The sequence below is a fragment of the Bacteroides sp. Phil13 genome (assembly GCF_001940965.1).
Taxonomy (GTDB): domain Bacteria; phylum Bacteroidota; class Bacteroidia; order Bacteroidales; family Bacteroidaceae; genus Bacteroides; species Bacteroides intestinalis.
Genome location: NZ_MSHA01000103.1, coordinates 307,550 through 319,301 on the forward strand (window position 1 = coordinate 307,550; position 11,752 = coordinate 319,301).

Genomic DNA, 11,752 nt, shown 5'->3' on the forward strand with positions numbered 1-11,752 from the left:
CATAATCTGTGGTGAAAAACTTATCTTTGCTCTCAGAGTATAAACCTTTAAAACATAAAAAAACTATGTACACTATACAAGCAAACCCCAGCGGTACCCGCAGTTTAGAAATATCCGAAGAAAATCTGGCTACTATTGAGAAATACGGCCTTTTCCGTCATCTTATTGACAGTAACGGCATTGTAGACGAGTCTGTTCTGGAGAAACTGAGACTGAATATCCGCTCCCTCATCGCATCACAAGAGGAGGACAGCAAAGATCTGCTCGACCTCTGCATCGACGTGATATACCACAACAACATGAAAGCCTTCGGATTACAACAGTTGATCAAGCTCTATCTGGAATGGCTTTCCAAGCAGGAACCCATAGAAGAGGAATCATGAAATGAAAACAATCGATACCTGTGGTCAAAAACTTTACAGTCCTCTCATCCCGGCAGTCAAAGCTATGTGCGAAACCGCGCCGGGTGAGAGGTTGGAAATTATTATGAATAACGCTGAGGCTTTCCAGGATTTGAAGGAATACCTCGCGGAACAGAGCATTGGTTTCCGAGAAATATACGACGAAGAACGGATGATCTTGCAGTTCAAGATGTAATAGTTAATCCGCAACTTTTTTCATAAAAGAAATTTCAATGCCCCTATACAAACACAGACGGGATACATTGCAGTGATGTTTCCCGTCTTTTTTATTCGACTATACTTCAAGCTAATACATCAGAAACATGAAAACACTCTATTTTTTCCTTCCACTCCTGATAATAATTGTAGCCACCCCATTAAGCGCACAAGATATTCCCGAATGGCATCTTGCCAAGATGGACAAATTAGGATTTATAGCTTCTTTTTATCAAACTCCTACAGCAAGTACGCTGACTGAAGGAGAATCTACGTGTTATAGCTTTGAAAATATTATAAACGAAAAAGATCATCCTAATAAATTATATCAAATCACGGTGTGGGAATCCTCTAACCCGACTGACAGTACTTATGCTGAATACAAAGAAGAAGAACTGACAACTCTTAAACTTCATAGTCAAGGATTGCGACTCATAGAAAAAGATATCATGCAAGGAAGAATGATTCCATTCAATTGCTATGTACTGCAAAGTAAGACCGGAGAATACACTCATTTTTACATAGGATCGGGTAAGAACAAAGTTTACACACTAGAAGTTATATGCAAAAAAGATGAAAAATATAATGCTGACTTGATACAATTCATACGCAGTTTCCAGATAACTCTTTATAATAATCAGATCAAAAGCATCAGTACCGACAGCCTAAGCTATACCATGAACTTTCCCTTCACCCCTAAGATTCAAAAAACAGATTCTCCGGAAGCTGGAATCAAATATCATGTAGTAGTTTCTGGCGAAGCCCCAAAGAAATCCGAAACAGGATATATGGGAGAACTGGAGGTAATCTCTCAGGTAAGTGTATCTCCTATAGAGGTATATGAAATATCTGAAATATGTTACAATACAGACCAACTGCCAGAAGAAATATCTTCCGAACAAAAAGAGTATTTCTGGAGAGAATTGATGCACATGATTATCAATGCCACTTCCCAAGGTAAACTACTCAAAAAAGAAGAAATGAAATCCGGAAATCCCGAAGGCATAGCTTTTACTTACACCGGAATAAACGGGATTAATTACCGTACATTTCTTTGCCGTGCATTTTATATCAAACGCAAATTATATATTCTTCAGGTTCTACTTCGATACAGGGACGAAGCTAATCACCCGGATGTTATCAATTTTTTGGATTCCTTCCGCATAAAGTAAATAGTAGGCCCTATCGCATAAGCAAAGGCACTTCAAACCAAAATGTAGACCCTTTGTTTACCTCAGATTCCAACCCTACCTTGCCTCCCAGGCTTCGAATGATAGTTTGCGAAAGCGTCAAGTCTAAACCTGTTCCCGGCACTTCATGATCCAACTTCTTAAAGCTGGTAAATACTTCTTGTTGCTCTTCTTCCGGTATTCCAATCCCGGTGTCGGACACATAAAAATGAACGGTATCCGTTTCCTTACATGTGGCAACCAAAGCGTATTTCACCTGATTTGGTAAACTTAATCGCATTATGAATTAGGTTTGCCATTACCTGAATGATGCGCTGATGTTCAGAATACATGATAATAGGTTGCAAGGAGGCTTCACAGATCAAATCAACTGAAGGGTTATTGGACAGTTTCACTTTAAACATGCCTTCCAGTTCTCTCAACAAGTCAATTATAGTCTTTTACACGGTGGAAAACAAGCGTTTCCTGCAGGAGAAACAAGCGTTCCCATTAAGGGAAACGCGAGTTTCCATGAGGGGAAACTGCCGTTCCCCGTAGCGGAAACGGATCTAAATATAGGAGGGGTGCGGCTGAAAAAAGGGCTACACCATTTGCCCAAAAGGGTGTAACCATGTACCCCAAAGGGTGTAGCTATATGCCTAAAAGGGTGTAGCCCTACCGGATAAAAGGTTATTTTACCCGAAATATGAGCGTAAGTTTCCTCTGAAAAAGGTTTTATCCGCTACTTTCCGGTATATTCCGTTCGTTTCCGAAAAGTCTATTTGATTGAAAACGCACCTTAAACGGATATTTTGAATCTTTTATAAGAGCATCACTACGCAATATCCTTTTTATTTTCCACATACGCTTTCTATTTGCATTTTCCTAATAAGGATTCCTTGCATTCTTTTTCATCAAGCACCGCACGATGGGGAAATCTCAATCCAGACATCATTATCTCATATCTCTGCACAAAACGATAACTGACAAATAAATTCTACTAATGGAAGTAAATATGGAGAACAAACAGCAGATTTTAAAGCTACGCTATGTTTGGTGGAAGATAAGTTATCTGATGTACCAACTTATTTTTCTAAGTAGATATTCATTATTAGTTTGTACTATAAATGGGCATTTAGCGGTGTGAATTGATACGCGGACTACGCGGAATAGACAGACGAACACGAATCCTAATTTTTCATCCGCAGATGACTTGTACAGCATAGCACTTAACTCCGCGTTAGTCTGCTTTATCCGCGTAATCCGCGTATCAATTCACGCCCCTAAATTATCATTTAATTATGATACAGTACTTAATATAATAACACATAAAATGTAAAAATTGCACATTTTCTGGTTGAACCTCATTTTATGCGTATCTTTGCAGCATGAAAGAATATCGACTGACTGATTGGTTGCCCACAACCAAAAAAGAAGTGGAATTGCGCGGATGGAACGAACTGGACGTTATTCTGTTCAGCGGAGATGCTTATGTGGACCATCCTTCTTTCGGGGCTGCCGTCGTGGGACGCATCCTCGAAGCGGAAGGCTTGCGCATAGCGATTGTGCCTCAACCCAATTGGCGAGACGATTTACGTGACTTTAAAAAGTTGGGACGTCCCCGCCTATTCTTCGGTATCAGTGCCGGCTGCATGGACTCTATGGTCAATAAATATACGGCAAACAAGCGTCTTCGTAGTGATGATGCCTATACACCGGATGCCCGCCCGGATATGCGACCGGAATATCCGTCCATCGTTTATACCCAAGTCCTGAAAAAACTCTATCCCGACATTCCGGTTGTTTTGGGAGGCATTGAGGCAAGTATGCGCCGATTGACGCACTACGATTACTGGCAGGATAAAGTACGCAAAAGCATCCTCATAGATAGTGGAGCCGACTTACTGATCTATGGAATGGGAGAAAAGCCACTTGTGGAACTGGCAAAAAGAATGCAGCAGCAGGCTGATACCGGCTTGCCCCTGCAATATGACATCTCACAAATAGCCTATCTTTGCAAGACAGCGGAATTTGTGCCGGAAGAAGGAGATATCCGCCTTTACTCTCACGAAGAGTGTCTGAAAGATAAGAAAAAACAAGCTGCCAACTTCCGCCATATTGAAGAAGAGAGCAATAAATATGCAGCCTCACGCATTACACAGGAAGTGGATGACCTGACCATCGTTGTCAATCCGCCTTATCCTCCGCTGACGGAAGCAGAACTTGACCACTCCTTCGACTTGCCCTATACCCGGTTGCCTCACCCCAAATACAAAGGCAAACGTATTCCGGCTTATGACATGATCAAGTTTTCCGTTAATATCCACCGCGGCTGCTTCGGTGGCTGTGCTTTCTGTACTATCTCGGCGCATCAGGGAAAATTCATTGTCAGCCGTAGTAAAGAGAGTATCTTGAAAGAGGTGAAAGCATTAATGGAACTCCCTGACTTTAAGGGATACCTGAGCGACCTTGGAGGCCCTTCGGCCAACATGTACCACATGAGGGGGAATGATGAAGCCCTTTGTAAGAAGTGCAAGCGTCCGTCATGTATTCATCCCAAAGTATGCCCGAATCTGAACAGTAGTCATCGCCCATTACTTGATATTTACCATGCTGTGGATGCACTGCCCGGCATCAAGAAGTCATTTATCGGAAGTGGTGTACGCTATGACTTGTTATTGCATCGGAGCAAAGATCCGGAAACCAATAAAAGCACTGCTGAATATACCCGTGAATTGATAGCCCGACACGTCAGTGGACGTCTGAAAATAGCTCCAGAGCATACCAGCGAACGAGTGTTGAGCATCATGCGCAAACCCTCATTCAGCCTGTTCCAGGAATTCAAAAAGATATTCGACCGCATCAATCGCGAAGAAGGATTGCGGCAACAGCTCATCCCTTACTTCATCTCCAGCCATCCCGGCTGCCGGGAAGAAGATATGGCAGAACTGGCCGTCATTACCAAACGTCTTGACTTCCAACTGGAACAGGTACAAGACTTTACCCCTACCCCAATGACTGTGGCCACCGAAGCATGGTACACCGGCTTCCACCCTTATACTCTGGAACCTGTATTTAGTGCCAAAACTCCACGGGAAAAGTTAGCTCAACGTCAGTTCTTCTTCTGGTATAAACCGGAAGAACGGAAGAATATCATCAACGAATTGCGACGCATCGGACGGCAAGATTTGATTGACAAACTATATGTAAAACGATAAATACGAATCAGGCATGAAAAAATTCATCATTTTCCTTATTGTCTCCCTGAGTTGCACAAACTCACTCTTGCAAGCACAAGATCTTTTACCGCAAGAATTTAGTGTATCATTGGGAGGAGGACTGACCTTGCCGTATGTAGATGGAAATCGTAATGACTTCTTTAACAAAAACGGAAATCGTGCGGGATATAACCTAACGACTGAAGGACGCTATTACTTCATGCCGAATTTCGCTTTGGGACTTCAGTATGATTACCTGAGAATTGCTCATTCTCCGGATAAGATGCATTTACATTACATACATCCCAACATCACCTACCGTTACTTATGGAGTAATGGCAATCAAGGTGTTTTCCTTTCATTCGGTATCGGTTATATGAACTACGAGGAGCGTACATACCAGAGAAATACCAAGAAAGGATTTCTTTTCAATAGAGGATATTGCGGCCTGTCAATCGGCATGGGTTACGAATTCTATATTTCGAAAAAAATATCCGGAGTGTTTCGTGCCGATATTCTGACGGCAGACTGGTTTGCCAATCCGGATGCCCGACTTTACAATCCGGATGATTATGATGACGGAATAGATCACAGTTGGTTCAAGAACAATATTACGTTCTTCAATATAGGTTTCGCCATACAGTTCGGACGATAACAGAATCTCCCGCCAACACATAAGAAAAAAATCCCCTTCCACATCCATATAGTTCTATTAATAGAGAAACGTATGGGCATGGAAGGGGATTCTATTACTTAATCAGTTTGTATAATTCGCTGCCAGCCAATAGGAAAGCACCTACACCATATACATCAGTAGCATCACGTCCTGCAGCCTTGGGAGCAGCCCCTACAGGTTGTATATATCCCAACTTACCATCTGTATGTACGGCTTTGACTAATGACTTCCAACCTTTTTCAAGCACAGGCTTATAAGTACGTTTTGCCAGGTATTCATTTCTGAGTCCCCACGCAATTCCATAGCACATAAAAGCAGAACAACTATTTTCAGGCATATCGTAAGAATCCGGATCCAGCAAGCTTGTGCGCCAGTCACCGCCCTCGCATTGGGTTTTACGTACAGCCTCAGCCATTTTCACAAACAGTTGAATATAGTAGTTACGCGAGTCACAATCTATTGGGAGATTATCTATAATCAAAGGAAGTCCGGCAAACACCCAACCGTTACCACGTCCCCAAAATTGTTTGGCTCCGTTCTTCTCACGCATAGGAATCCGCTTATTGTCCCTATAAAAAAGTGAATATTCTTCATCATACAATGAATCTACACATTCTTTATATTCACTATTCATATAATTCAAATAAACATCATCCCCTGTCATTGTATACAGAGCCGCATATACCGGCGGTGCCATGAACAATGCATCCGCCCAAGACCAGCGTTCCAAAGTTCCCACTGCATCCGTTTTCAACAAAGGGGCTTTCGAAGGATGAGTTGCCACATAATATGCCCGCTCCATCACCGGCTGCAACATCCGTTTATCTCCCAGTTTGCGGTACATTTCAATAAATGCCTGTCCCACACAAATATCGTCTGCATGATAAACACGATCCCACATATTCCAATTGTATTTCTCACCAATTTCACGTACAAAGTCATAACATGTCTCATTGCCGGAGATCTTCCCCCATTCGGTCATCCCCCGGTATAATGCACCGTTTGTCCAATCCAAGGGATGATGTTTCACCTCTTTTTGATGATTGATCTGCCATTTGGCTACTGCATCGCAGACTTTCATAATATCAGTTTTCTTCATGTCAGCTGAAAACTGCTGAGCATATAAGCTACAACCTACTGAAAACAAAAACAGAACTAAAATTTTCTTCATGGTTTTAAATAATTTATTATTCAACTTCAAGCGCCGGTACATTCTGATCGGCTCCCGGATATCCTAAATTCTGATTTATACGACCTCTGGAGTTAGAAGCAATCGCATTCTCCGGTACAGGCCATAATATATGATAAGGCTTAATGGTATAAATATTGATGCCATTATGATTGATCTTTTCACGGAAGAAGTTATTATATCTCATCATTCGGTCATAGTAATAATTCTTCTCTGGAATATCGCTAAGTGAATACCCATTCAATCCCTTTTCTGCCATGATAAAAGCCACACGAGTCAATTCCGTCTTCCGAGGCTCTTCAAAAAACAATTCTCTAGCACGCTCATCCAGTATATATTCAATAGTTACTTGCTGAGAGTTCGTTAGCTCTTTTGCATTAGCACGCATCCGGATTTTATTAATATCATTCATGGCTGCATCCATATTTCCTTTCCAATAATAAGCTTCTGCTCTCAGTAAATAGGTCTCGGCCAAACGGAATACATACCAATCTGTATATCCTCCCTGAGGAGTATCAGGCTTATTATCTTCAGGTACAAAAGTCTTGTAATGCATCATAGGACTCCAAGCATAGATAGTATCTACACAATACTTTTTTTGTAAAGGTTGACCATAATATTTAGATGCCGGATTATTATAGACCATATCCTCCATATTCAACCAATTTGGAGCTGTATGGCGATAATCTTCTTTGGAGTCCCAAATTTCATAGTTAAAATAATTAGTCGTCCTGATTCTACCGATTCCGCGTCCCACTTGTCCTATTTGGGGTTGCCCTGCCGCTTTATCCATTGTGCCACGTTTACCATCCGGATCATTGTTAGTATTTGCATTCCACCAGCAAGGTACAAGATCTCTCATCCGATAAGACCCGGTAGAGGTTCCCCCTTCCGTCAATCGTTTATCCTCAACCAGGAAGATGCCTTCCAGATTTTCAGAAGAATTGATATTCTCCCGATTAAAAAGATCACTTATTATATTATATTGAGCATCCGATATATTGACCCCGAATCTTTTTTCCATCAGTTTATGTTGACTATGATCTATGACAGCAGTAGTAGCAGCGACAGCTCCGTCAAAATCACAACATGCCAAACATATTTTAGCTAGCAGATGATTTCCTGCTGCCTTGGAAACAGCACCATGAGGAGCACTCTCCGGCAGATAGCGGGTGGCAAACATCATATCCTCTCGTAAACGTTTCAAAATACTACTACGTGTATGCGAATAGAAATCTAATTTAGGAGTTGTGACTTCTTTATCAATAAAGGGTACATCTCCAAACTGATTCACCAGTTTATAATACCAATAAGACCTATGAAAATACCCTTCAGCCAGAATTGTATTTTTATCATTTTCAGTTATCTCATCCGCAGCCTGTACACGAGATATTATTGTATTTGCTTTCTGAATAGCACTATAGCCTTTACTCCAGAAAGTACCAATCTGAGAATCTCCATAAGCACCCGGCTTTAGCTGAATTTCAAAGTTTTTTAAAGTTTGAGCAACGATATTACCAGCTACAGCAACATCAGAAGTCATCAACTCTGTGCAGGCATAAGAATTATTGCCTATAAACTCCGGACGTATCATTGCACGACAAGACACCAAAGCGCCCTCTAATCCTTCTTTCGTCACATAGGTATTTTCAGGAGAATAGAATGACAAAGGTTCCGGCTTTAGCCAATCATTACAAGAAACCAAACATGCAGTACACAAAAATGCAGAGAATGCATAATGTACCTTCCTTAATATTATTTGTGTTTTCATATCTATACTTTTATAATGAGAAATTAATACCAAAAGTAAACGTACGCGGTGCCGGAGATAAGGATTCCGGATCCCAATAATTCCATCCTGTTATCAATAAAGGATTAGAAACGTTTATATAAACACGAGCATTAGAGACGCTCCATTTAGAAGATATTTTATTAGGTATTCTATAAGCTAACGAAACTTCTTGCAAACGTACATACGAACGGTTTTTATAAACATTGAATGACGGAGATTTTGTATTCGAACCTAAGCGTGCAAATTCATTGGTAGGATTCTCCGGAGTCCAATAATCATATTTATAAGCATTTACGCGGTCATAATAATAATCTGTTGGATGAGAATAATGACTATTAGAAGACTTATGTCCAAGATCTGAGCGAATAAAGAATGAAAAGTCCACGCATTTAAAGAACTCCATCGTATTACCAATACCGAATGAAAAACGAGGACGCTTATATCCTTGAAATACTTTATCATCTTCCGGAAGATATTCTCCGTCATTATTTACATCCCATATTTTAAAATCACCCGGCTCTTTACCATACTTGGCAGCCTCTTCACGTTCATTTTCTTGCCATACTCCCAAAACTTTATAATCATAAATTTCATCTAAAGCATGTCCAATATACCATCCATTCTGAATATCATCATCTTCTCTCTGTCCTATTACATTTCCATCTTTATCCAGCACATCTACCATTTCCCCATACAAATGGGCAATTTCATTCCGGTTAAGAGAAGCAATGAAAGAAGAAGACCATCTGAAATTCTTATGATCGATATTAACTGAATTTAAAGACAATTCAAAACCCTTATTACGAACTTCTCCCAAATTAGTTGTTACTCCGGAAAAACCAATAATATCCGGCAAAGAGCGAGTTAACAGCAAATCTTTTGTAGACATATAATAAGCCTCCACTGTTCCATTCAAACGATTACCCAGAATTGCAAAGTCAAAACCTATATTATATGCTTCAGTCTTCTCCCATTTCAAGTTTTCATTGGGAAGACGAGTGGCATAAATCCCAATAACTGTACTTCCGTTATGCAGATATTTCTCCGAATCCAAATTTGCCAAAGCAGCATAACGTCCGATGCTCCGGTTTCCATTGATACCCCAAGATAAACGAAGTTTCAAATTATCAATCCACGAAATCGCTTTCATGAAGTTTTCCTCATTCATTCTCCAACCAAATGCAAATGCAGGAAAATTAGCATATGGATTATTAGAACCAAAAGCCGAATAACCATCACGTCGGAAAGAAGCGGTAAACAAATAGCGATCCATTAAATTATAGTTCAGTCTTGCCATCATAGCATTTCCCGTATCTACTGTATCATCACTCCCTACAACCGGATTCGTACCATTTGCAACAGCATGCCAGCCCAGCACCTCAGAAGGAGTAAGATTGGAATTTTCTGCTTTATCAGACCAAGTTTCATTTTTTTCAAGATTAAACAATAGAGTCAAATCAAGCTTATGAATTTTATTGAATGTATGGTTCCACCTCAAAATATTGTCAAGCATCCAGGAATGTGCGCTATTATTACGCCGCACGGCATGCCCCTTATACTTTTCACCAGCCATGCTGGTAGACGGATCAAAATAATGATTTTTTTGCCAATTGTTATAGTCCGAATAGCTCATTTCATAAACAAATCCCCATGGCAATGTAATCTTTGCATTCAATGTAGCATTGAATGTCTGAGTCACATTGAAACGATCACGCTGTTCATAATTAGCGAAAGGATTCGTACTCATGTTATCGTCATTAGGATAGAACTTCAAAGAACCATTCTCTTCATATTTGCTGCCCCAAGGACTAGCTTGAATAGCTTCTTCCCAATCAACTTCATCTACACTTTCATTACGAGTGGCATAATGTGCTTGCAAGCCGACCTGAAGCCAATCTGTAACATTTACTTTCAAATTTAAACGCGAACGGATAGTCTTATATTGGTCTCCTACTACAATACCTTGATTATTAATGCTTCCTAATGACCAATAGTAAGAAACTCTGTCATTCTTTCCAGAAATACTTACATTGTAATCCTGACGCAAAGCGTTTTGAAAAGAAGCATCATACCAATCCGTTTCTCTACCTGCCAGATAATTATCTATTTCTGTAGTAGAAAAGGCCAAACGATTCAACCAAATCTCTGCCAGATTTGAATCTGCCGAAGCCCCTGTATACGATAACCAGGTATTCAGATCAATTCCTTGCGGCAAATTGTCCGGATTGTGGAAGTATCCCAAAGGACGAGATGGATTGCTCCGGATTTTTTCATCCCTTCTCATAACCATATATTCCTGCCCATTAAAAGGACGCTGATTACGAGTCAAATTCTGCATACCTATCTTCATATCAAAATTGATGACCGGCTTTCCTTCATTACCCTGTTTTGTTGATATGACGACCACCCCCGAAGCCGCACGTGATCCGTAAACAGCTGCAGAACTACCATCTTTCAAAATATCAATCGTTTCAATATCACTGGGATTGATATCCACCAAATCGCCATTAAAGATAACTCCGTCCAATACAATCAGAGGAGAATTACTGGCATTAATGGATTTCTCACCACGAATCAGCATAGAACCACCCCCTTTGGCAGAAGTTCCGAACCCTGCAGAAAATCCTGCCACCGTACCACGCAGCATTTCAGCTACACTAGTTACCGACTGCGTCGTATTTTCTGTAGAGATACGGGTTATTGCTCCAGTGAGATCTTTTTTTCTCATCGTTCCATAACCAACAACAACAACCTCTTCCAATTGAGCGACATCTTCTTCCAGTTCCACGTTAATCACATTCTTTCCATTAACTGTAACCTCTTTAGACTGATAACCAATAAATGAAAAAACGAGAGTCTCCTTGGAATTTTCCAATGTTAACCGATAGTTACCATCAATATCAGTGATAGTACCAGCTATTTTCCCTTTCACTTGCACAGTTGCTCCTATGACGCTTTCGCCATTGGATGTTACTTTTCCGGTAACTACAAAATTTTGCGCATAAACACCTGTTGACCAACTGATTAAGCTAAAAAACAGGCACAATTTCATAAACAATTTGTGTTTCACATGCATAGTTATTAATATTTA

The 11,752-nt window shown here is 40.5% G+C and carries 8 protein-coding genes and 1 pseudogene; 5 read left to right on the forward strand and 4 right to left on the reverse strand.

Features of this window, described 5'->3' with window-relative positions; all coding sequences use genetic code 11:
• The first annotated feature begins 65 nt into the window (after positions 1-65).
• The 3 genes from BWI44_RS21295 (at position 66) to BWI44_RS21305 (ending at position 1,789) form a co-directional block, all read left to right on the forward strand.
• Positions 66-383 (forward strand): DUF8442 family protein, encoded by a 318-nt coding sequence (locus BWI44_RS21295; RefSeq protein ID WP_007663951.1) that lies wholly within the window; start codon positions 66-68, stop codon positions 381-383.
• A 1-nt stretch (position 384) separates the two neighbouring features.
• Positions 385-597, forward strand: coding sequence for a sulfurtransferase TusA family protein (locus tag BWI44_RS21300; RefSeq protein ID WP_007663956.1), 213 nt, complete (start codon positions 385-387; stop codon positions 595-597).
• 127 nt (positions 598-724) lie between these two features.
• The gene (locus tag BWI44_RS21305; protein ID WP_195209956.1) at positions 725-1,789 is read left to right on the forward strand and encodes a hypothetical protein; all 1,065 of its coding nucleotides are present in this window, start codon (positions 725-727) and stop codon (positions 1,787-1,789) included.
• Between the two features lie 10 nt (positions 1,790-1,799).
• Here the strand turns inward: BWI44_RS21305 and BWI44_RS21310 are convergent.
• Positions 1,800-2,235: pseudogene (locus BWI44_RS21310) on the reverse strand (sensor histidine kinase); the annotation flags it as partial.
• A gap of 939 nt (positions 2,236-3,174) precedes the next feature.
• Between BWI44_RS21310 and BWI44_RS21315 the strand changes: the two are divergent.
• A complete protein-coding gene (locus BWI44_RS21315) occupies positions 3,175-5,004 on the forward strand; it encodes a YgiQ family radical SAM protein (protein WP_195209957.1) in 1,830 nt (609 codons plus the stop codon).
• Positions 5,005-5,017: 13 nt separating this feature from the next.
• On the forward strand, positions 5,018-5,659 hold the full coding sequence (locus BWI44_RS21320) for an outer membrane beta-barrel protein (protein WP_007663965.1): 642 nt from the start codon (positions 5,018-5,020) through the stop codon (positions 5,657-5,659).
• A gap of 94 nt (positions 5,660-5,753) precedes the next feature.
• Here BWI44_RS21320 and BWI44_RS21325 read toward each other — a convergent pair whose 3' ends face one another.
• The 3 genes from BWI44_RS21325 to BWI44_RS21335 are packed head-to-tail and all read right to left on the reverse strand — an operon-like array spanning position 5,754 to position 11,737.
• Complete coding sequence (locus BWI44_RS21325) at positions 5,754-6,851, reverse strand: glycoside hydrolase family 88/105 protein (protein ID WP_044533468.1); 1,098 nt, start codon at positions 6,849-6,851, stop codon at positions 5,754-5,756.
• 16 nt (positions 6,852-6,867) lie between these two features.
• The gene (locus BWI44_RS21330; protein WP_195209958.1) at positions 6,868-8,640 is read right to left on the reverse strand and encodes a RagB/SusD family nutrient uptake outer membrane protein; all 1,773 of its coding nucleotides are present in this window, start codon (positions 8,638-8,640) and stop codon (positions 6,868-6,870) included.
• 10 nt (positions 8,641-8,650) lie between these two features.
• The gene (locus BWI44_RS21335) at positions 8,651-11,737 is read right to left on the reverse strand and encodes a SusC/RagA family TonB-linked outer membrane protein (protein WP_195209959.1); all 3,087 of its coding nucleotides are present in this window, start codon (positions 11,735-11,737) and stop codon (positions 8,651-8,653) included.
• Positions 11,738-11,752: the final 15 nt, after the last annotated feature.

Coding starts and splice junctions, on each gene's coding strand:
- BWI44_RS21335 (WP_195209959.1), bottom strand. CDS start 11,737: ATGCATGTGAAACACAAATTGTTTATGAAATTGTGCCTGTTTTTTAGC.
- BWI44_RS21305 (WP_195209956.1), top strand. CDS start 725: ATGAAAACACTCTATTTTTTCCTTCCACTCCTGATAATAATTGTAGCC.
- BWI44_RS21325 (WP_044533468.1), bottom strand. CDS start 6,851: ATGAAGAAAATTTTAGTTCTGTTTTTGTTTTCAGTAGGTTGTAGCTTA.
- BWI44_RS21320 (WP_007663965.1), top strand. CDS start 5,018: ATGAAAAAATTCATCATTTTCCTTATTGTCTCCCTGAGTTGCACAAAC.
- BWI44_RS21330 (WP_195209958.1), bottom strand. CDS start 8,640: ATGAAAACACAAATAATATTAAGGAAGGTACATTATGCATTCTCTGCA.
- BWI44_RS21300 (WP_007663956.1), top strand. CDS start 385: ATGAAAACAATCGATACCTGTGGTCAAAAACTTTACAGTCCTCTCATC.
- BWI44_RS21315 (WP_195209957.1), top strand. CDS start 3,175: ATGAAAGAATATCGACTGACTGATTGGTTGCCCACAACCAAAAAAGAA.
- BWI44_RS21295 (WP_007663951.1), top strand. CDS start 66: ATGTACACTATACAAGCAAACCCCAGCGGTACCCGCAGTTTAGAAATA.